This window comes from Neisseria sp. HMSC069H12 (assembly GCF_001812735.1).
GTDB lineage: Bacteria > Pseudomonadota > Gammaproteobacteria > Burkholderiales > Neisseriaceae > Neisseria > Neisseria subflava.
Genome location: NZ_KV810287.1, coordinates 46,795 through 66,116, shown reverse-complemented (window position 1 = coordinate 66,116; position 19,322 = coordinate 46,795). Strand labels below are relative to the sequence as shown.

Annotated in this window: 21 protein-coding genes; 9 read left to right on the top strand and 12 right to left on the bottom strand. The window is 48.1% G+C overall.

Annotated features, from left to right (window positions below; genetic code table 11):
* The first annotated feature begins 19 nt into the window (after positions 1-19).
* The 6 genes from azu to argF all read left to right on the top strand — a co-directional run bounded on the left by azu (position 20) and on the right by argF (position 5,088).
* Complete coding sequence (gene azu / locus HMPREF2872_RS07320) at positions 20-598, top strand: azurin (RefSeq protein ID WP_003684449.1); 579 nt, start codon at positions 20-22, stop codon at positions 596-598.
* A gap of 85 nt (positions 599-683) precedes the next feature.
* On the top strand, positions 684-1,193 hold the full coding sequence (locus tag HMPREF2872_RS07315; protein ID WP_063075615.1) for a hemerythrin domain-containing protein: 510 nt from the start codon (positions 684-686) through the stop codon (positions 1,191-1,193).
* 34 nt (positions 1,194-1,227) lie between these two features.
* Entirely contained in the window at positions 1,228-1,848 is a 621-nt protein-coding gene (locus tag HMPREF2872_RS07310; protein WP_003748707.1) for a glucose-6-phosphate 1-dehydrogenase family protein, read from the top strand.
* A gap of 112 nt (positions 1,849-1,960) precedes the next feature.
* A complete protein-coding gene (gene dapE / locus HMPREF2872_RS07305; RefSeq protein ID WP_070632569.1) occupies positions 1,961-3,094 on the top strand; it encodes a succinyl-diaminopimelate desuccinylase in 1,134 nt (377 codons plus the stop codon).
* A gap of 96 nt (positions 3,095-3,190) precedes the next feature.
* Complete coding sequence (locus HMPREF2872_RS07300; protein WP_070632566.1) at positions 3,191-3,946, top strand: methylated-DNA--[protein]-cysteine S-methyltransferase; 756 nt, start codon at positions 3,191-3,193, stop codon at positions 3,944-3,946.
* Positions 3,947-4,092: 146 nt separating this feature from the next.
* A complete protein-coding gene (gene argF / locus HMPREF2872_RS07295; RefSeq protein ID WP_070632563.1) occupies positions 4,093-5,088 on the top strand; it encodes an ornithine carbamoyltransferase in 996 nt (331 codons plus the stop codon).
* A 98-nt stretch (positions 5,089-5,186) separates the two neighbouring features.
* On the opposite strand, the gene HMPREF2872_RS07290 is transcribed toward argF, so the two are convergent.
* From HMPREF2872_RS07290 to hemN, 4 genes are all read right to left on the bottom strand, one after another.
* Positions 5,187-6,173 (bottom strand): TraB/GumN family protein, encoded by a 987-nt coding sequence (locus HMPREF2872_RS07290; protein WP_070632559.1) that lies wholly within the window; start codon positions 6,171-6,173, stop codon positions 5,187-5,189.
* A 38-nt stretch (positions 6,174-6,211) separates the two neighbouring features.
* Positions 6,212-6,457: a DUF1289 domain-containing protein gene (locus HMPREF2872_RS07285; protein WP_070632556.1), complete on the bottom strand. Its 246-nt coding sequence runs from the start codon at positions 6,455-6,457 to the stop codon at positions 6,212-6,214.
* Between the two features lie 366 nt (positions 6,458-6,823).
* On the bottom strand, positions 6,824-7,156 hold the full coding sequence (locus tag HMPREF2872_RS07280; protein ID WP_049329518.1) for a hypothetical protein: 333 nt from the start codon (positions 7,154-7,156) through the stop codon (positions 6,824-6,826).
* Positions 7,157-7,287: 131 nt separating this feature from the next.
* Positions 7,288-8,709 (bottom strand): oxygen-independent coproporphyrinogen III oxidase, encoded by a 1,422-nt coding sequence (gene hemN, locus HMPREF2872_RS07275; RefSeq protein ID WP_070632554.1) that lies wholly within the window; start codon positions 8,707-8,709, stop codon positions 7,288-7,290.
* A gap of 161 nt (positions 8,710-8,870) precedes the next feature.
* Here hemN and fnr point away from each other — a divergent pair, with 161 nt between their 5' ends.
* Complete coding sequence (fnr, locus tag HMPREF2872_RS07270; protein ID WP_039862092.1) at positions 8,871-9,605, top strand: fumarate/nitrate reduction transcriptional regulator Fnr; 735 nt, start codon at positions 8,871-8,873, stop codon at positions 9,603-9,605.
* A gap of 86 nt (positions 9,606-9,691) precedes the next feature.
* Here fnr and HMPREF2872_RS07265 read toward each other — a convergent pair whose 3' ends face one another.
* Positions 9,692-10,642, bottom strand: coding sequence for a CysB family HTH-type transcriptional regulator (locus HMPREF2872_RS07265; protein WP_070632690.1), 951 nt, complete (start codon positions 10,640-10,642; stop codon positions 9,692-9,694).
* 443 nt (positions 10,643-11,085) lie between these two features.
* On the opposite strand from HMPREF2872_RS07265, the gene HMPREF2872_RS07260 reads away from it, so the two are divergent.
* Positions 11,086-11,847 carry an OmpA family protein gene (locus HMPREF2872_RS07260; RefSeq protein ID WP_070632551.1) on the top strand — a complete coding sequence of 254 codons (762 nt, stop codon included), beginning with the start codon at positions 11,086-11,088 and terminating at the stop codon, positions 11,845-11,847.
* A 135-nt stretch (positions 11,848-11,982) separates the two neighbouring features.
* Here the strand turns inward: HMPREF2872_RS07260 and HMPREF2872_RS07255 are convergent, their stop codons facing one another.
* Positions 11,983-12,411 (bottom strand): DUF4149 domain-containing protein, encoded by a 429-nt coding sequence (locus HMPREF2872_RS07255; protein ID WP_003684397.1) that lies wholly within the window; start codon positions 12,409-12,411, stop codon positions 11,983-11,985.
* A gap of 95 nt (positions 12,412-12,506) precedes the next feature.
* Complete coding sequence (gene greA, locus HMPREF2872_RS07250; protein ID WP_003684304.1) at positions 12,507-12,983, bottom strand: transcription elongation factor GreA; 477 nt, start codon at positions 12,981-12,983, stop codon at positions 12,507-12,509.
* 343 nt (positions 12,984-13,326) lie between these two features.
* Between greA and HMPREF2872_RS07245 the strand changes: the two genes are divergently transcribed.
* Entirely contained in the window at positions 13,327-14,736 is a 1,410-nt protein-coding gene (locus HMPREF2872_RS07245) for a PepSY-associated TM helix domain-containing protein (RefSeq protein WP_070632549.1), read from the top strand.
* Positions 14,737-14,947: 211 nt separating this feature from the next.
* On the opposite strand, the gene rplS is transcribed toward HMPREF2872_RS07245, so the two are convergent.
* From rplS to HMPREF2872_RS07220, 5 genes are all read right to left on the bottom strand, one after another.
* A complete protein-coding gene (rplS, locus tag HMPREF2872_RS07240; protein WP_003679470.1) occupies positions 14,948-15,313 on the bottom strand; it encodes a 50S ribosomal protein L19 in 366 nt (121 codons plus the stop codon).
* A gap of 14 nt (positions 15,314-15,327) precedes the next feature.
* Entirely contained in the window at positions 15,328-16,077 is a 750-nt protein-coding gene (gene trmD / locus HMPREF2872_RS07235; protein WP_070632546.1) for a tRNA (guanosine(37)-N1)-methyltransferase TrmD, read from the bottom strand.
* Positions 16,077-16,586, bottom strand: a complete 510-nt coding sequence (gene rimM, locus HMPREF2872_RS07230) for a ribosome maturation factor RimM (protein WP_049329569.1) — start codon at positions 16,584-16,586, stop codon at positions 16,077-16,079. The genes trmD and rimM overlap by 1 nt, the downstream gene beginning before the upstream one ends.
* 15 nt (positions 16,587-16,601) lie before the next feature.
* Positions 16,602-16,850, bottom strand: coding sequence for a 30S ribosomal protein S16 (rpsP, locus tag HMPREF2872_RS07225; protein WP_003684452.1), 249 nt, complete (start codon positions 16,848-16,850; stop codon positions 16,602-16,604).
* 75 nt (positions 16,851-16,925) lie between these two features.
* Positions 16,926-19,316, bottom strand: coding sequence for a bifunctional acetate--CoA ligase family protein/GNAT family N-acetyltransferase (locus HMPREF2872_RS07220; RefSeq protein ID WP_070632543.1), 2,391 nt, complete (start codon positions 19,314-19,316; stop codon positions 16,926-16,928).
* Positions 19,317-19,322 lie beyond the last annotated feature (6 nt).

Sequence of the window (19,322 nt, the reverse complement as noted above, 5' to 3'; positions counted from 1 at the left end):
ATCATTAGGAGATACATCAATGAAAGCTTATCTGGCTCTGATTTCCGCTGCCGTTATCGGCTTGGCTGCATGCTCTCAAGAAGCTGCAAAACCTGCTGAAGCCCCTGCTGCTTCTGCCGCTTCCGAAGCTGCCCCTGCAGAAACTACTGCACCTGCTGATGCAGCTCCTGCTTCTGAAGCCGCTCCGGCCGACGCTGCCGCTGCTCCTGCTGCCGGCAACTGCGCGACTACTGTTGAAGCCAACGACGCTATGCAGTTCAACACTAAAGAAATCCAAGTAAGCAAAGCTTGTAAAGAATTCACCATCACCCTGAAACACACCGGTACCCAACCTAAAACCAGCATGGGTCACAACATTGTCATCGGTAAAGCTGAAGACATGGACGGTATTTTCAAAGATGGCGTTGGCGCAGCTGACACTGACTACGTTAAACCTGATGATGCACGCGTTGTTGCCCACACCAAACTGATCGGTGGCGGCGAAGAATCTTCTTTGACTCTGGATCCAGCCAAACTGGCTGACGGAGAATACAAATTCGCTTGCACCTTCCCAGGTCACGGCGCTTTGATGAACGGTAAAGTTACTTTGGTTGACTAATCCGCCTAAAGCTCGAAAACAGACAGCCTGCCTTGCGCAGGCTGTTTTGTTATAATCTGGAAACATTAATTTAAGAATAAATCCTATGAATCCGTTTGAAACCAAAAGCGTTACTTTTGCCGAACCTATTGAAATGCTGTATGCCTGCCACGGTAAAGTGCGCCGTTTCTGCAATCAGGTTGCCATGTTGTCGGACTATATCGCCGAAAACGGCTGCAATCAGGTTGTTTTGCAAACCATCCGCCAAATTGCACAGTATTTCAACGTTGCCGCGCCGTTGCACCATGAAGATGAAGAAGAAAACTTCTTTCCGCTTTTGTTGCAATATGCGCCGCAAGCTCAAGAAAGCGTTGACGAGTTGTTGCGCCAACATGTCAGCCTGCATGGCAACTGGGACGGCGTAGCGGCTGAATTTGCCAAGCTTGAAGCGGACAATGCCTATATCCCTGATGCCGAAGCATTCAAACGTTTTGTCGCAGGATATGATGTTCATCTGGCGATTGAAGAGCCGCTGTTTGATATGGGTAAAACCTTTATCCCCAAAGAAAAATTGACCGAAATCGGTGAAATTATGGCCGCACGCCGCCGCAAATAAGGCCGTCTGAAACAATCGTCTCAAGGAATACACTATGCTGACCCCAAAAAGTTGTGATTTGTTCAATATCCCTTTTTTCCAGTTTTCCCAGCTTAAAAAATACCAGCCTGAAAGCATTCCGCAAATCAAGGCAGATTATAAAGAAAACTGGCAGGTATGGCAGCAGCTGATCCAGCAGGTTGCCGCCGAATTGGGTGCGCCGTTTGCGCCGCCGCATATCGAACGCTGGTGTAACGGCTGGCAGGTGCGCGCTCATTTCTTTGCGTATTTCAAATACGAACAATATAAAAATTCCGCAGCGATTTTATCGATTTTGCTAAATCGCCGCCGTCTGAGCGTCAGCTTGGACTGGCACTGCTATAAAGCCGATGTTTCCCCCATTGCGCTGCCTGATTACAACCGCTGGCTGGATAATTTTGATACCGAAAAATACGCTTCATTCGATATGTGGCACGGTGCGGAAAGCGAATATGACGACTATCGCACCGTCGCCCAACAAAGCGACGGCGATAGAAAGCTTCGAGACGATAAAGATTTCTTCTGTATCGGGAAACACATCGAACGCGATGATTTGGGCAAGCAGGATGTCGCGAAATGGATAGTGGAAACAGTGGAAGAATTACTGCCGCTTTATGAAGCTTGCCATGGAAAATAACTCAGAATACTGAAAGGCAGACTGCCTATTCAGTATCTTCAAATAAACTCAAGGCCGTCTGAAAATCATATTCAGAACGTTTCAGACGGCCTGTTTCTCAAAGTGAACAAATATGACCGAAACCCAATCCCTAGAGCTTGCCAAAGAGCTGATTTCCCGCCCGTCTGTTACCCCCGACGACCGAGATTGTCAAAAACTGCTGGTCGAACGCCTGCAAAAAATCGGTTTTTCCGTCGAAGAGCTTCATTTTGGCGACACCAAAAATGTTTGGTTGCGACGCGGTACGCAGGCTCCGGTGTTCTGCTTTGCCGGACACACCGATGTCGTGCCGACAGGCCCTGTTGAGAAATGGGATTCGCCGCCGTTTGAACCGACCGAGCGTGAAGGCCGTCTGTATGGCCGCGGTGCGGCGGATATGAAAACCAGCATTGCCTGTTTTGTTACCGCCTGCGAGCGTTTCGTTGCCGAACATCCCGATCATCAAGGCAGTATCGCGCTCCTGATTACTTCGGACGAAGAGGGCGATGCGCTGGACGGCACGACCAAAGTCGTCGATGTGTTGAAAGCGCGCGGAGAGTTGATTGATTACTGTATCGTCGGCGAACCGACTGCCGTGGATAAATTGGGCGATATGTTGAAAAACGGCCGTCGCGGCTCGCTGTCAGGCAACCTGAACGTCAAAGGCAAGCAAGGGCATATTGCCTATCCGCATTTAGCAATCAATCCCGTGCATACTTTTGCCCCGGCCTTGTTGGAGCTGACGCAGGAAGTTTGGGATGAGGGCAACGAATACTTTCCGCCGACCAGTTTCCAAATTTCCAATATCAACGGCGGCACAGGTGCGACCAATGTGATTCCGGGCGAGCTGAACGTCAAATTTAATTTCCGCTTTTCTACCGAGTCCACCGAAGAAGGGCTAAAACAACGCGTCCACGCCATTTTGGACAAACACGGCGTGCAATACGATTTGCAGTGGTCTTGTTCAGGCCAACCTTTCCTGACTCAGGCAGGAAAACTGACCGATGTGGCACGCGAAGCCATTGCCGAGATTTGTGGCGTTGAGGCCGAATTGTCCACCACCGGCGGTACTTCGGACGGACGCTTCATCAAAGCCATTGCCAAAGAACTCATCGAGTTAGGCCCGTCCAACGCGACCATCCACCAAATCAACGAAAACGTACATTTGGAAGATATTCCGAAGCTGTCGGCAGTGTATGAAGATATGTTGAAACGCCTGTTGAAGTGAAAAGGCTGTAGTAGGCTTTGAAAAACGATAGGGCGATACGATTCTTTTGTTCTTTTTGTTTTCTCTTAAGTTATCGATAATTGGACAAGGCAAAATATGATTACCCTGCCTTCTTTAAATGCGCTTCCATCAAAGTGGAATGAAATCCGCGAGCGGCTGGAAACCGATTTTTCCACAGACCTCGAAGCCTTGCTGCACGAGCAGTTTACGGAACACGAAGCCAAGCAGCTTGAGCAGGATTTTATTGACTGTATCGGTTGTACGCCTGAAGAATATGTCCGTATCCGCCGTGCTATCCGACTGTTGGAAACGCGTTATCCTGATAGTCCGAACGAGCTGACTGCGGCCGCGGTTGCTACGCCGTTGGGCGAGATGTTGGCGGTGTTCGGCAGTAAGGGTTTGTGTCTGCTGGAATTTGTCGGGCAGAAACATATGGGACAGGAAATCATGGCTGTCCAAAAAGCTTTACGCGGGCAGTTTATTTTCCAAGAAAATGAGCAAACGCAACTTTTGCGTCAAGAATTGGATTTATACTTTCAAGGCCGTCTGAAAGTTTTTGTGACACCTTTGGAAACGATAGGTACAGCTTTTCAGCAGCAGGTGTGGAATGCGCTGCTGACCATTCCTTACGGCGAAACGCGCAGCTACAAGGAGCAGGCGCAGCAGTTGGGTAATCCCAAAGCCATTCGCGCCGTTGCCGCTGCAAACGGACAGAATAAGGTGTCTATCCTGATTCCCTGCCACCGCGTTATTGGCAGCGACGGTAAACTGACCGGCTACGCAGGCGGTTTGAACCGCAAACAATCGTTGCTTGCCTTGGAGCGAGGCGAAGTTCAGACGGCCTTATTTTGAGTTTTGATAGAGGATAAGGGGTCATGCTTCGAGCAGGCTTCGCACGTTAAAAAAAATTGAGCAGCAGAAGGTCGGTGGAAGCCTGACGAAATCTGCATGGAGAAAAATGTTGGGCAATGCCCACACTAGAAAAAGAGAAATAAGACATGAGCCTGAAAAACCGCCATTTTTTAAAACTTTTGGATTTTACGCCGGAAGAAATTACTGCCTATCTCGACCTTGCCGCCGAATTGAAAGCCGCTAAAAAAGCAGGGCGCGAGGTGCAGCGGATGCAGGGAAAAAACATTGCCCTGATTTTCGAGAAAACATCAACCCGCACCCGTTGCGCGTTTGAAGTGGCCGCACGTGACCAAGGGGCAGGGGTAACTTATCTGGAGCCTTCTGCCAGCCAAATCGGGCATAAGGAAAGCATTAAGGATACGGCGCGTGTTTTAGGGCGGATGTTTGACGGTATCGAATATCGCGGTTTTGGGCAGGATATGGTGGAAGAGATGGCCAAATATGCAGGCGTGCCTGTGTTCAATGGTTTGACCAACGAGTTCCACCCAACCCAAATGCTCGCCGATGCGCTAACGATGCGCGAACATAGCGACAAGCCTTTGAACCAAATTGCGTTTGCCTATGTAGGCGATGCGCGTTACAACATGGCCAATTCGTTGCTGGTGTTGGCTGCGAAACTAGGCATGGACGTGCGTATCGGTGCACCGAAAAGTTTGTGGCCGTCTGAAAACATTATCGAGACGGTGCAGGCTGTTGCCAAAGAGACCGGCGGACGGATTCTGTTGACGGAGAATGCGCAGAAAGCCGTGAAAGGCGTGGATTTTATCCATACCGATGTGTGGGTCAGCATGGGCGAGCCTAAAGAGGCTTGGCAAGAGCGTATCGATTTGCTGAAAGATTACCGCGTTACCCCCGAATTGATGGCGGTGGCGGAAAATCCGCAAGTCAAGTTTATGCATTGCCTGCCTGCTTTCCATAATCGCGAAACCAAGGTCGGCGAATGGATTTATGAGACATTCGGCCTGAATGGTGTGGAAGTAACGGAAGAAGTCTTTGAAAGCGAAGCCAGCATCGTGTTTGATCAGGCAGAAAACCGGATGCACACGATTAAAGCGGTAATGGTAGCGGCATTGGGCGATTGAGTTTTGCGCTCAACATTGCTTACTGCTTCATTTAATAGAGATTAAATAAAGGCCGTCTGAAAGAAAGACTTCAGACGGCCTTGTCGTTTAATTGGGGTTTATTGCCAAATCAGGACTTTGGGTTCGGGCGTTACTTGATAGCCTTCTTGACGCAATAGTTCGATTAAGCCTTTTTCGCTGGGTAAATGGGCAATGCCGACAGCAAAGAGGGTGCTTTGTTTGGCGGATTGTTTGCGGATTTTAGGCAACCATGCCAAGTTGCGGCGGATCAGGAGATCGTTTTTCAGCCAATCGGACATGGCTTTGGCGTATTTGGCATCAACAAGTTTGAGGGTGCGTTGTTCGGTTTCTTCCAAAAGTGGAATGAGTTCTTCAAAGCGGCCGTCTGAATAGGCTTGATGGAGTTTTTTGACATCTTCGGTTTCTTCTTTATTGGTTTTAATACTTGCTTTCAGAAAGTTGAGCATGGTTTCTTCAGGCTGGGCTTTGAAGATCGCGGTAACATCGTCCAAACTTTCCAATGAACCACGTGGCTTATTGATGCCGACTGCCGCGTTGGTCAGCAACATATCTGCACCGGTTTCTGAACTATACCCTTTGGGAAATGTACTGCCGGCAAAGACTAATGCCGCCCACGGATGGAGTTTGTCGGCAATTTGGGCGATGGGTCGGCTTTCTTCATTTTGCGAATAGATTTCTTGTAAAAGACGGAAATCTGTTTTGCCAAGCTTGCGGCTGAGCGGTTCGGTACTCATGACTTCTTTGAAGTATTTTTGATACATTTTTTTCGTTTCCGGACTGCTGTCCGGCAGTGGGTCAACTTCTGTCGTCAGTTGGTCGGTGGATTGCAATAGTTTGACTGCATCGGAAGACAAGGTTTGATTGGTTTGCCCCATGTGGATGGTGCCGAGCAGGTAGGAATTGGGTTGGCCTTCTTTGCTGATTTTCCAAACATTGCTGGTCAGTTTAGGCTGCTGCCAGTTAAGTTCGGCAGGTTTGTTGTCGGTTGAAGTTGCGGCGGGTTTGCAGGCACCCAAGGCAAGGGCGGTCAATGGTACAAGCAGGCAGGCAAGCAGTTTTTTCATATTTTTCCTTATTGTAGTGTGCGGTAGGTAAGGGCAATTTAGAAATCGAGCAGGTTTTGAACCGGATGTTCGCCCGTTTCAGGTTTTTCCAGTTTGCGGTTGCGGATTTTGGCCTTCCTGAGGGACAGAAGGTGCATGACTTGATGCTTTTGGCTGTCGGTCATCTGGAGCCAGTACAAGTGCTCTTCCCGACTGCGCAGACAGCCTTTGCAATAACCTTTGGCATTGGCTTCGCAGACACCTATACAGGGACTGGGGATGGGGAAAAAATCGGGTTGTTCCATATTTTAAAAGCGTTTGAGATAAGAGACCGGACAAACCAAAATTTCAGACTGCTTTCGCTTCCGCCTAAACACGATCGGTGTATCCAGCAGGGTTCCTACCAATATTCAATTGAGTTGATCATTTCAATAAGTTTATATCTGCCACCCTGGGCATAAAAAACCTAAGAGAAACCATAAATATATCGCAGATTATATCTTGTACTGCAATGGTATCGTATCGATTCCAAACGAGGGAGCAAAGTGGACAGTAAGGTCTCCAAGATCAATTACGGTATGTTTGGCAGAATCATGTTTTAATACAAATCTGGAGTTCCTCTATATTTTGATTTTCAGACGACCTTATGCCTAGCTCCAACTATTTGCACTTTATGACTTAATCAGTTTACGCAAAGACTGATTGTTGTATTTGATATCGGCAATCATTCGGTCGTATTGATGCATTCTACGGAGTGAGCGGGTAATCAGATAGACCGAGAAAATAATCAAACTGATGTTCATCAGACTGACCAGTGCGAGCAAAGGCCAAACATCAACGGCTTCGTACCATTTCGATGTCGCAATCAGCGCACTGAAAATAGACAAAGGGAGTGCGAAAACGGCAATGCCCGTACGCATGATAGCAAGTGCCGTGCGTTTTTCAGCAAGGAGAAGCTGCACTTGATTGATGCTGAGGATATCGTTTTGCTGCTCGGTAATCATAGGATACGCGCCTATACAAATTAACTTTGAATCCTGATAAAGCGGGAAATATGGTTTTATGTTACCCGAAAGTATTGAAAATAAAAACAAAGGTCGTCTGAAAATTTTCAGACGACCTTGTCCATTCCTGTTTACACAGTTTGCGAGTATTTGGCTTTGGTTTCTTTATGGCGCAGATGGTAGTCGAACACCATGGCGATGTTGCGGATCAGGAAACGGCCCTTCGGCGTAACGGTCAGGCTGTGCGGTTTGAGACGGACCAGGCCGAGGGTTTCCAGTTGCTTCATATCTTCCAGTTCGGCTGCAAAATAGCGGCTAAACGGAATGCCGAACACGCTTTCATAGATTTGATAATCAAGCGAGAAGCGGCACATTAAATCCTGAATGATGTTGCGGCGCAGGATGTCGTCTTGATTAAGTTGGTAGCCGCGCATAATCGGCAGATGTCCGGCATCGAGTGCGGCGTAATAGGCATCGATGTCGCGCTCGTTTTGGGAGTAGGTGCTGCCGATTTTGCCGATAGAGGACACGCCGATCGCTACCAAATCGCAGTCGGCATAGGTTGAATAGCCTTGGAAGTTGCGTTGCAGGAAGCCTTCTTTGAGGGCGATGGAGAGTTCGTCGTCAGGTTTGGCAAAGTGGTCCATACCGATGAAGACATAGCCGCGCTCGGTCAGGGTTTGAACGCAATATTGCAGCATATCGAGTTTTTCTTCGCTGCCGGGTACGACATTGGTGTCGATACGGCGTTGCGGTTTGAAGATATGCGGCAGGTGGGCGTAGTGGTAAAGGGCGAGGCGGTCGGGATCGAGGGACAAGACCGTGTCGATGGTGGTTTTGATGCTTTCGGTGTTTTGGTGCGGCAGGCCGTAAATTAAATCGACGCTGACTGATTTAAATCCGGCTTCACGCGCGGCATCAATCACTTCTTTGGTTTCTTCGTAGCTTTGAATACGGTTGACGGCTTCCTGCACTTTAGGGTCAAAGTCTTGAATACCGACACTCATGCGGTTGAAACCAAGTTTGCCCAGTTTGAGGACAGTTTTGCGGCTGACTTTGCGCGGGTCGATTTCGATGGAGTATTCGCCGTTGGGAATCAGCTGGAAGTATTTACGAATCATGTCGAAGACGCGTTCGAGTTGGTCGTCGCTCAGGAATGTGGGCGTGCCGCCGCCGAAGTGGAGCTGCGCGAGCTGGTGTCTTCCGCCCAAATGCGGTGCCAGCAATTCCATTTCTTTTTCCAGATACTGGATATAGGCATCGGCACGGCTTTTGTCTTTGGTAATGATTTTGTTGCAGCCGCAGTAGTAGCAGATGGTATTGCAGAAGGGAATGTGGATGTAGAGCGAAAGGGGTTTGTTAAGCGCTCCCGTATTGCGCAGGCTTAAAGCTTGGATATATTCGGCTTCTTTAAAGCCTTCATGGAAGCGGTCGGCAGTCGGATAGGAGGTATAACGAGGGCCGCTTGATGGCAAACTGGCAATCAATTCACGGTCAAATTCCGGTAATTCGTTGTTTGTGTTGGTGTTATTTGAGATGGGGATGATTTTCATGGTCGGGCTTGTAGTATAAAGTAGGGAAATTAGGGAAAATTTTAGTCAAAATTTCGATAGTTTGGTAGAATGCCTGATAATGATATGCCGACTTTGACTTGGGTCAATAGTTATTCGGCTTCATCAGGGATTTATAGAACTATGCAGATTAAGGGTGCGTTATGGCCACACACAATGCAACACATCAAATGAAAACCTTGTGTTCCACATGTTCTTTACGCGAGCTGTGTTTGCCTGTCGGACTGATGCCTAACGAATTTTCACAATTAGACGCGGTTATTCGTCAAAGCCGCCGTCTGAAAAAAGGTGAATACCTGTTCCGTGCCGGCGAGCCGTTTACCTCTTTGTTTGCCATCCGTGCGGGCTTCTTTAAAACAACAGTCGCCAGCCAAGATGGACGAGATCAGGTAACCGGCTTTTTTATGTCTGGCGAGCTGATCGGTATGGATGGGATTTGTTCCCATATTCACAGCTGTGATGCTGTGGCTTTGGAAGACAGCGAGGTATGCGAGCTTCCATTTACGCATATTGAAGAACTCGGTCAGGATATTCCTAGCCTCCGCTCTCACTTTTTCCGCTTGATGAGCCGCGAAATTGTCCGAGATCAGGGCGTTATGCTGCTTTTAGGCAATATGCGCGCCGAAGAGCGATTGGCAGCATTCTTGCTTAACCTGTCTCAGCGTCTCTATTCACGAGGTTTTGCCGCCAATGATTTTATCTTACGGATGTCGCGTGAGGAAATCGGCAGCTATTTGGGACTGAAACTGGAAACAGTCAGCCGCACCTTGTCTAAATTCCATCATGAAGGCTTGATTTCGGTTGAACACAAGCACATCAAAATCTTAGATGCGACAACCTTGAAGAAAATGGTTTCCGGTTGTTCGCACGCTATCTGAATCTTAGGCCGTCTGAAATATTTCAGACGGCCTTTTTAACAAGAATTAAAGAATAATTGTTAAGTTACGAAAGTGATAGTCAGATATTAAATTGAAAAATCTTCAACAACCGGCGTGTACAGAATGCGGTCGACCACTTCTCTGGTCAGTTTCGGTGCAAACATCTGGATAAAGTCATACGCGTAACCTCGCAGGTAGGTATCGGTGCGTAAGGCTATCCAAGTGGGCGACGGTTCAAATAAGTGTGCCGCATCAATAAGCTGTAAATCTTGATCGATAACGGGATCGTACGCCATTTTGGCCATCAAACCAACGCCCAAGCCTAAGCGGACATACGTCTTCAGTACATCCGTATCGGCAGACGATAAGGCAACATCAGGTTGCTCAATATGCGCTTTATTAAATGTACGCGCAATGCTGCTGCCGGAATTAAAAGCAAATTCGTAAGTAACCAGCGGAAAAGAAGCTAAATCTTCAAGGCTTAAAGGATTGCGGCAGTCCAAAAGAGGGTGGTCGTGCGGAACAATGACGGCATGGTTCCATTCGTAGCAGGGCAGCTTGCCCAACTCAGGATGATCATCAATGCGTTCAGTAATAATTGCCAAATCAGCTTCGCCGCTGCTGACCATTTGCGCAATGGCAGAAGGGCTGCCTTGTTTGATGGTCAAATTGACCTTAGGGTAGTTTTTGACAAATTCCGCAACGATTTTGGGCAAAGCATAACGCGCCTGGGTATGCGTTGTCGCGATGGTCAACGAGCCGCTGTCATGATCGGTAAACTCGCTGCCGATATTTTTAATGTTTTGTACATCACGCAGAATCCGTTCCGAAATCTCTAATACGGCTTTGCCCGGCTGCGAAACGGAAACCACACGTTTGCCGCTGCGGATAAAAATTTGAATACCCAATTCTTCTTCAAGCAGGCGGATTTGTTTGGAAATGCCGGGCTGGGATGTGAAAAGCGCATCGGCGGCTTCGGAGACATTCAGATTGTGTCGGTAAACCTCAAGGGCATAACGTAATTGTTGCAGTTTCATGGTGGCAGTACCGAATACGTTGTTAATGTGGATTTTGTGCGACAAACGGCATGTAATTTAACATATTTTGCCCAGTTTTGCCCCGAGTTTTGAAAATGGTTGTTTTTAATGAAAATATCTTTTAACGATATGAAAACGGGAAATTCAGGAAAGAAGAGGGAAAGGGGTTTTGTTGTTTTTGTACAACTTAAGGTGGATGAATTGTCTGATTTTGCCCTAAATTAATGACACAAGATTGATTTTTCGGCATGATTAACTACTAGGAAGCAGGCACTTCATGATTGTTTGAAGGCATCGAGTATTGACAGTTTGCCTTGCGCTTCTTTATAGTGCAACCTGATATATCCGATTTGCCGCTGTTTTGATACTGCGGCCTGTATATTGGTAATTTGCTGCGGCTGCTTCCTGTATCCGCCGCATAACAATTTTGATGAGGGAATAAAATGACCAAACAGCTGAAATTAAGCGCATTGTTCGTTGCCTTGGTTGCCTCCGGCACCGCTATGGCCAGCGAAGCGCACACCAAACACGGTTACACCGTAAGCAGCCAATCTCAAGAAATCGTCCGTAACAACTACGGCGAATGCTGGAAAAACAGCTACTTCGACAAAGCTACCCAAGGCCGTGTTGAATGTGGTGATCGTGAAGCAGTTGCTCCTGTACAACAAGCTCCTGAGTATGTTGATGAAACTGTTTCTCTGTCTACTAAAACTCTGTTCGGCTTCGACAAAGACAACCTGCGTCCTGAAGCTCAAGAAAACCTGGACGCTTTGGCTCAACGCCTGAGCAACAAAAACGTAGAAACTGTACGTGTTGAAGGTCACACTGACTTCATGGGTTCTGAGCAATACAACCAAGCTCTGTCTGAGCGTCGTGCTAACGTAGTTGCTAACTACTTGGTAGGCCGTGGCGTTGCTTCTAGCAAAATCTCTGCAGTAGGTCTGGGCGAGTCTCAAGCTCAAATGACTGCTACTTGTGAAGCTGAAGTTGCTAAACTGGGCAAAAAAGTTTCTAAAGCTAAGAAACGTGCTGCTCTTATCGCTTGTATCGAACCTGACCGTCGCGTTGATGTTAAAATTCGCAGCGTTGTTACTCGTCAAGTTGCTCCAGGCCAAACTATCGAAGGTCAAGGCGAATTGCCTGCTACTGATGAAGGTTGGATCCCAGCTCCTTACAATGGCGTTCACGGTTACGCTAAACCTTAATCGGTTTGTGAAAAATGCCCTGCAATATGCAGGGCATTTTTTTATAGTTTATATTTGAAGAGTCGGGGAATTTATGATTCAAAATAAAAGGCCGTCTGAAAAATTTATTTTCAGACGGCCTTTTATTAAGACGGATTAGTTTGGCTTGGGCCATTTCCATACGCAGATGGCTGCCAGTATCGTACAAATCAAAAAGATAATACTGGATAAGCCGTGCCAAACACCGAATGTTCCACCTACTAGGGACAGCAGCCAGTTATCCAGCCCATATTTGTGTGCTTCGATAACCGGCGTAACCAAAAGATGGTTGCAGGCTAAGAGTAGCCAAAGTACCAAGATCCACCAAGAAAGTGAGGCCAGTTGCCGTCTGAAAAAGGCATAGGCTGCGCCAAAAATAACTAAGCCACATAGTGCTGTGATGGCAAATGAAATGCCGGCAATTTCTCCCGCCTGCATTTTAGGCAGAAGGCGGAACAGGATAGGGGCGGTAACATAACCTGCTGTTAGCTGCATACCGAGCCACATAGCGGCAGCGGTTTGGATAATTTTGTACAGTAGATTCATTATGTTTCTCCTGGGAATATTTCACTTTTTCTATTATGATGTTTTGGTACAACAAAAGGCCGTCTGAAAATGTTTTCAGACGGCCTTTTGTTTATTTAAATATATTGCACGGCAATGATGTCATATTCACGTACGCCGCCGGGTGCTTGAACTTCTGCAACATCGCCTTCTTCTTTGCCGATTAGGGCGCGGGCAATGGGGGAGCCAACGTAGATTTTGCGTTCTTTGATGTCTGCTTCATCTTCACCAACGATTTGGTAGGTGACTTGTTCTTCGGTTTCCAAATCTTCCAGTGTTACAGTTGTGCCGAACACGATTTTACCTTCTGCATGGATTTCGGCAGGGTTGATGATGTGTGCCATAGAGAGTTTGTGTTCCAACTCGGCGATTCGGCCTTCGATAAAGCCTTGACGCTCTTTGGCGGCTTCGTATTCTGCGTTTTCAGACAAGTCGCCGTGCGAACGTGCTTCGGCGATGGCTTCGATGACTTCTGGGCGTGCTACGCTTTTGAGGTGTTGAAGTTCTTGTTTCAACAATTCTGCACCACGGACGGTCAAAGGGATTTTTTGCATTGAATTCTCCATGAAAGCATGATGATGCTTTTAAAATTTTATCCGGCCACGCGCGGTAGCCGGATTGGAAATAAAAATACAAGCCGCCAAAGCTTGGCGGCTTGATGAATAAATAAGTAATGTCTGTATTCTACCAAATTCTGCCGAAACCGCAATGATTAAAACGGATTTTCAGTAAAGTGTTGTTTTCTGTCTATTTTGTTTTTCAGACGGCCTAAAAACTAAATATTGAAGTATTTCAACGCTGCATTGGAAAAACGGTTTCTTAAATGAATGTTTTTGATTAAAATACCTGTTGCTAATTCGTAGTGATTAGTCTGCTTTAACTATATAAAGAGAAAATATGGAAACAAAACCAACTTCCCAAAATGAACAACAGGCTAACCGCCGTTATTTGACTGTTTGGCGATGGCATTTTTATGCCGGACTTTTGGTTGCGCCGTTTTTAACCCTGCTGGCTGTTACAGGGTTGGGAATGCTGCTATTCGCCAATATTACCGGTAAAGAAGGCGAACGCATACATATTACGCCGCAGGCAGTGGTGCAGCCTTTGTCGGCTCAGGCTGAGGCCGCCAGACAGTTTGTGAATCCGGAAACTGCTTCTGTAGTGCAATATATTGCGCCGCGCGCAGATGATATGGTTGCCGTATTCCGCGTGAACAATGATGATAAAGCCACTATGGTTGCCGTTGATCCCTATACGGCAAAAGTTGTGAATACGATGCCGCGCGGTCAAGGCTGGTATCACACGATGGACGAAATCCACGGCGATATGATGATCGGCCCGGTGGGCGACTATCTGCTGGAAACTGCCGCGTCGCTGACCATCCTGATGATAATCACGGGGATTTATTTGTGGTGGGCGAAACAGCGCAGCCTGAAATCCATGCTTGTGCCGAAAGCAGGCAAAGGACGCACATGGTGGCGTAGCATGCACGGCGCATTTGGCTCTTGGGTTTCTTTGATTTTGTTGCTGTTCTGTCTGTCAGGTATTGCTTGGGCAGGTATTTGGGGGGGTAAAGCGGTTCAGGCGTGGAGCCAATTTCCTGCGGGTAAATGGGGCGTCGAGCCTAATCCGGTATCTTCCGTTCCAACCCATGGTGATGTGCTGAACGACGGTAAATCTAAAGAAGTGCCATGGATTTTGGAGTTGACGCCTATGCCGGTTTCCGGTACGACAATGGGTGAAAACGGCATTAATCCAAGCGAGCCGATGACTTTGGAGACGGTTGACCGCTTTGCACGTGAAATTGGCTTTAAAGGCCGTTATCAGCTCAATTTACCCAAAGGTGAGACCGGTGTATGGACGTTGTCGCAAGACTCAATGAGTTACGATATGATTAGTCCGACCGCTGACCGCACGGTACACATCGATCAATACAGCGGTAAAATTCTGGCTGATATTCATTTCGACGATTACAACTGGTTTGGTAAATTCATGGCGGCAAGCATTGCTTTGCATATGGGTACATTGGGCTGGTGGAGCGTATTGGCAAATGTCTTGTTCTGTCTGGCGATTATCTTTATCTGTGTCAGCGGCTGTGTAATGTGGTGGAAACGCCGTCCTTCGGAAGCACGTGGTTTGGTTCCTCCTGCACAGAAAATCAAATTGCCGGTATGGTGGGCAATGGCTGTGCCACTTCTGATTTTGGCTGTGATTTTCCCAACAGCCATTGCTGCAATCGCTGTTATTTGGATTTTGGATACACTGTTGTTGTCGCGTATCCCGGCATTGGCAAGATGGTTTAAATAACCGTCCGATGTGATTAAAGGCCGTCTGAATCTTTTGTTTCAGACGGCCTTTGTTATAAAGGTCAAAAGAATTAGGGGATTATGATTCTATTTCAGTTTATGCGTGAGGTGTTTATTGTGATTAGCTTGCAGGATTGTGTAAGAAAGACAAGGAGTTTTTGTATAAAAAACAAAAAACCCACTTCATTGAAGTGGGTTTTTGATGAAAGCTATTAACCTTTGCGAGCAGGCAATTTTTCTTTAATGCGAGCTGCTTTACCGGTCAGGCCGCGCAAGTAGTACAGTTTGGCGCGACGTACGTCACCACGGCGTTTAACTTCGATTTTTTCTACGGTAGGAGAGTACAGTTGGAAAGTACGTTCTACACCTTCGCCGCTAGAGATTTTGCGAACGATGAAGTTGCTGTTCAGGCCACGGTTGCGGCGAGCGATAACAACACCTTCGTATGCTTGCAGACGGCTGCGAGAACCCTCAACCACGCGTACAGATACGACAACGGTGTCGCCTGGAGCGAATTCAGGGATTTCTTTGTTCAAGCGAGCGATTTCTTCTTGCTCTAATTGTTGAATCAAGTTCATTTGTTTTTCCTAAGTTATGATTGGATTTCCTGTTGCTCTTGCAAGATTTCTTTTAAGAGGCGGGATTCCTTTGGGATTAAACTGCGCTTTTCCAATAAATCAGGTCGGCGCTCTAAAGTGCGTCGCAGCGATTGTTTCAATCGCCACTCGGCAATCAAGCCATGATTTCCTGAGCGTAAGACATCGGGAACCATCATGCCTTGGAATTCTACGGGTTTGGTGTAATGAGGACAGTCTAAAAGGCCGTCTGAAAACGAGTCTTGTTCGGCTGACTGTATATCGCCCAATACACCCGGAACCAATCTTAAGACGGCATCCATCAACATCATGGCGGGTAATTCACCGCCCGAGACGACAAAGTCGCCAATGCTGATTTCTTCGTCCACACTGCTTTGCAGCAGTCTTTCATCTATGCCTTCATAGCGTCCGCATAGAAGAACAAGATGGGGCAGTTCGGCAAGTTCTGCAGCTTTTTTATGTGTCAGCGGCTGACCTTGCGGACTGAGATAAATTACTTTGGCAGGTTTTTGCGAGTTTGCTTTGGCTTCTTCAATTGCCGCTTGAAGCGGCGGCGCCATCATAATCATTCCCGGACCACCTCCGAAGGGGCGATCATCGATATAGCCAAGTTTGTTGTCGGCAAATTTTCGGGGATTGATGGCTTGAAACTGCCAAAGATTTTGTTTTCTTGCTCTGCCTGTAACGCCATATTCGACAATGCTGTCGAACATCTCTGGGAAAATGGTGATGGCTTGAATCAGCATCAGTAGTCCAAACCCCAGTCGGCGATAATGGTTTTGCTGTCGGTATCGACAGATTCGATATAGTTGGAGACAAAGGGAATCAGGATTTGTCCGTGTTCGCCTTTAATCATCAAAACATCATTTGCACCGGTTTCCATCAGGTTGCTGACTTTGCCGAGGACGATGTTTTCTTTGTTGATGACGGTCATGCCGACTAAATCTGCCCAGTAGTATTCGTCTTCCTCAGTAGGGGCGAATGACTCTCTGGGGATTTCGATGGTATAGCCGCGCAAGGCAAATGCTTGGTCGCGATCGTCTATACCTTCAAATTTGACCTGAAGTTCGCCATTGACAATTTTACCTGCCTCAAGCACAACATTCAGGGTTTTGCCATCCTTGCACAACTGCCACTCGGGGTAGTCCAGCAGGCTGTCGGTATATTCGGTATTGGCGGCAATTTTAAGCCAGCCTTTAATACCGAATACGCCTTTGATGTAGCCCATGGCTACCCGTTTTTGAGTGTCTGTCATGGTCATTTTGGCTGATTAAGCAGCGATTTTTTGCTCTTTAATCAGTTTGGCAACTGCGTCGCTAACTTTCGCGCCTTGAGCAACCCAGTGGTTGATGCGGTCTGCGTCGAAACGTACGCGTTCTTGTTTTTCGTTGGCAACGGGGTTGTAGAAACCTACGCGCTCGATGAAGCGGCCGTCACGACGGTTGCGAGAGTCGGTTACGACTACGTTGAAGAAAGGGCGGTGTTTTGAGCCGCCGCGAGCCAAACGGATAACTACCATTTTGAGTCCTTTTGAAAAATGCGGATATATAGAAACCGCTAATTTTAGGATATTTCACACGGGTTATGCAAGTTTTTATTTGTTTTTGTTGCTGTTTTGCCATTCGTTCAAATCGAGGCTGGCTTGATACAGGCCGCGGTCGGTTTCAGATGGTGTGACAGTAAAGCCTGATTTTTCAGCGAGTTTGAGCATCGGTGTGTTTTCTTTGAGGATTTTCGCATTCATGGTTTGGTAACCTTGCTGTGTGGCAGTTTGGATAATCAGGCTCATCATTTTGCCGGCCAAGCCGGTTTTGCGTGCTTCAGGCGCTAAAGTAATGCCGAACTCGCACTCATTGCGATTGATGCGGCTGTAGCGGCTGACTGCGACGATACGGCCGTCTGAAGTGAAGGCTGCCCATACGCATTCGGTATGGAAATCGGGACGGGTCAGCCGTGCAAGTGTGGGCAGCGGCAACTCGTTGGTATGGGTCATGAAGCGCGTATAGCGGTCGGCCGCGGGTAATTGGCGGACAAATTTTTGTTTGGCTTCGGCATCTTCAGGCTCTAGTGCGCGGATGTGCAGTGTGCTGCCGTCGGGCAGGGTAAAGGTATCGGTTTGGTTCGGATAGGGTGCAAGTACGTTTTGTATCTTGGGCGTTTCGGTTTTAGGGTGAAGCAGTTCGGATGCAGCTTCGCCGGTGTTGCGTAGGAATTCGGCTGCGGCCGGATTTTTTTGTTGGAGGTAAGCGGCGGCGCTTTGCATTTTGGCGGCGGCCTGTTCCAAGGTTTGGACGGCTTTTTTGGGGATTTTGGTTGTTGGTGCAACCGGTTTTTCCACGATTTCGGGAATAATAGTGCTGCTGTATTGGCTGCCGTTGTAGTTGAGGATAATGTCGCCGATATGCTGGTTGTTGTGGATAAGCGTGTTTAGGGAATGCAGGAATTGATTGAGAACGGAAGTGTTGTCGAGTTCTACAAACTGGCTTAAACGCTGGATATCGAGCGTGGTAAAGGGAGGTAATGCGGCTTCGGTTTGGCCGTTGTAATTGGCGGTAAGGATGTTGCCGTAAATGGCATGACGGCTGAACCGGAATTGGACGGCATGGTGTTTTTGGGTTTGGCACGGAGGCAGGTATAGGGCTTCCGCCATCAGTTCGGTTTGGCCGGATGCAATGGCTTTATCGATATTTTTGCTTTTAGGTGTTTTCAGACGGCCTGTTTTGGCTTGGGCAGGGGTATTTTGCACTTGTTGCAAATAGGCTGTTTGATTGCGGAAATAAAGTGTCAGTAAGGCTTCTTCCGGCGTGTTAAACCGTGTCAGGCCGTCTGAAAAACGATAGCTGACGAGAATGGGCTTACTGGTTTTTTGTGCCAAATTATCCAGAGTTTGATGAATGCTGTACGCATCCGGCGTATCTGGCGAAATAATGCCGAGCAGGGCTTGAGTATGCGGATTTTGTAATTGTTCGAGTGCCAGACGGTGGATGCGTGCAGGCGTTGGGTTGCTGCCGATGCAGCCTTGTCGGATGAATGGTGCATCGGTTGGGAGGTCGAGGGTCAATTCGCAGGCATCGGCGGTACTTCGCAGCCATTCTATCGGCGTGTCGGATAGAATGGTGGGGTTGGTAATGACGGGAATGCCGGAAAGGTGGGCTTTTAGGGTTGCTTCCAGTTCGGCGGTATTGAATACCGGTTGGAAATTGCAGTGGCGGCTGAGGCTGCGCAGGATGGCTTTGTCTGTGTCGTCGGTGTAGTGTGTGGACAACAGGATAAGCGGGGTGTGGCGTGTAAAGTGGCGGATGGCACTGAACAGCTCGCGTTGGTTTTCGGCCGGATTGTAGTGGATAACGGCAACTTTGGTATGGCGGTTGTGGCCGAAGCGGTTGAGCCAGTCGGCGGATGTGGTGGGGCTTAGGTCATAGTTGAGGCTGATGTGGCGTGATACGCCTTGGTGCAGCGTGTTCAGCAGGTGGTTGATGTTGCGGCTGACGGTGCTGTGGCCGGTCAGTAACGCGATATGGCCGGCTGGATAGTCGGCTTGGGTGCTGATGTTGAGGTTGAGCGAGGGGAGTTGGATGCCTGCGCTGTTGCACACGCTGATGTTCAATTCGTCACCGTGATGTTTTTGAATGATGGAGCGGGCGTTTTTGCAGGATTCGGGCGGCAGGTTTTCCCAATCTTGAATCAGGATAATGTGGCGCAGGTCTTTTTTACGGCAGGCTTTGAACAGCGAGTCGTAATGGTCGGGCGGGATAACGGCAACAACCAAGTCGGCTTGTCCCGGGATTTTGCTGAGGCTGGAGTAGGAGGGAATGCCTGCGACACTGCTGTGTCGAAGATTGACGGGGGTGATTTTGCCTTGATATGAGGAACCGAGCAGGTGGCTGAAAATGCGTTCGCCAAGGCTGTGCGGACGTTCGCTGGCGCCGACGAGGATGATGTGTTCAGGCATGAAGAAGTAGCCGGTTTGGGCAGTTGCACTCATGAGGGT

Bases quoted from the DNA above. Each gene is read 5' to 3' on its own strand.
- azu (WP_003684449.1), top strand. From the start codon at position 20: ATGAAAGCTTATCTGGCTCTGATTTCCGCTGCCGTTATCGGCTTGGCT.
- HMPREF2872_RS07315 (WP_063075615.1), top strand. From the start codon at position 684: ATGAATCCGTTTGAAACCAAAAGCGTTACTTTTGCCGAACCTATTGAA.
- HMPREF2872_RS07310 (WP_003748707.1), top strand. From the start codon at position 1,228: ATGCTGACCCCAAAAAGTTGTGATTTGTTCAATATCCCTTTTTTCCAG.
- dapE (WP_070632569.1), top strand. From the start codon at position 1,961: ATGACCGAAACCCAATCCCTAGAGCTTGCCAAAGAGCTGATTTCCCGC.
- HMPREF2872_RS07300 (WP_070632566.1), top strand. From the start codon at position 3,191: ATGATTACCCTGCCTTCTTTAAATGCGCTTCCATCAAAGTGGAATGAA.
- argF (WP_070632563.1), top strand. From the start codon at position 4,093: ATGAGCCTGAAAAACCGCCATTTTTTAAAACTTTTGGATTTTACGCCG.
- HMPREF2872_RS07290 (WP_070632559.1), bottom strand. From the start codon at position 6,173: ATGAAAAAACTGCTTGCCTGCCTGCTTGTACCATTGACCGCCCTTGCC.
- HMPREF2872_RS07285 (WP_070632556.1), bottom strand. From the start codon at position 6,457: ATGGAACAACCCGATTTTTTCCCCATCCCCAGTCCCTGTATAGGTGTC.
- HMPREF2872_RS07280 (WP_049329518.1), bottom strand. From the start codon at position 7,156: ATGATTACCGAGCAGCAAAACGATATCCTCAGCATCAATCAAGTGCAG.
- hemN (WP_070632554.1), bottom strand. From the start codon at position 8,709: ATGAAAATCATCCCCATCTCAAATAACACCAACACAAACAACGAATTA.
- fnr (WP_039862092.1), top strand. From the start codon at position 8,871: ATGGCCACACACAATGCAACACATCAAATGAAAACCTTGTGTTCCACA.
- HMPREF2872_RS07265 (WP_070632690.1), bottom strand. From the start codon at position 10,642: ATGAAACTGCAACAATTACGTTATGCCCTTGAGGTTTACCGACACAAT.
- HMPREF2872_RS07260 (WP_070632551.1), top strand. From the start codon at position 11,086: ATGACCAAACAGCTGAAATTAAGCGCATTGTTCGTTGCCTTGGTTGCC.
- HMPREF2872_RS07255 (WP_003684397.1), bottom strand. From the start codon at position 12,411: ATGAATCTACTGTACAAAATTATCCAAACCGCTGCCGCTATGTGGCTC.
- greA (WP_003684304.1), bottom strand. From the start codon at position 12,983: ATGCAAAAAATCCCTTTGACCGTCCGTGGTGCAGAATTGTTGAAACAA.
- HMPREF2872_RS07245 (WP_070632549.1), top strand. From the start codon at position 13,327: ATGGAAACAAAACCAACTTCCCAAAATGAACAACAGGCTAACCGCCGT.
- rplS (WP_003679470.1), bottom strand. From the start codon at position 15,313: ATGAACTTGATTCAACAATTAGAGCAAGAAGAAATCGCTCGCTTGAAC.
- trmD (WP_070632546.1), bottom strand. From the start codon at position 16,077: ATGCTGATTCAAGCCATCACCATTTTCCCAGAGATGTTCGACAGCATT.
- rimM (WP_049329569.1), bottom strand. From the start codon at position 16,586: ATGACAGACACTCAAAAACGGGTAGCCATGGGCTACATCAAAGGCGTA.
- rpsP (WP_003684452.1), bottom strand. From the start codon at position 16,850: ATGGTAGTTATCCGTTTGGCTCGCGGCGGCTCAAAACACCGCCCTTTC.
- HMPREF2872_RS07220 (WP_070632543.1), bottom strand. From the start codon at position 19,316: ATGAGTGCAACTGCCCAAACCGGCTACTTCTTCATGCCTGAACACATC.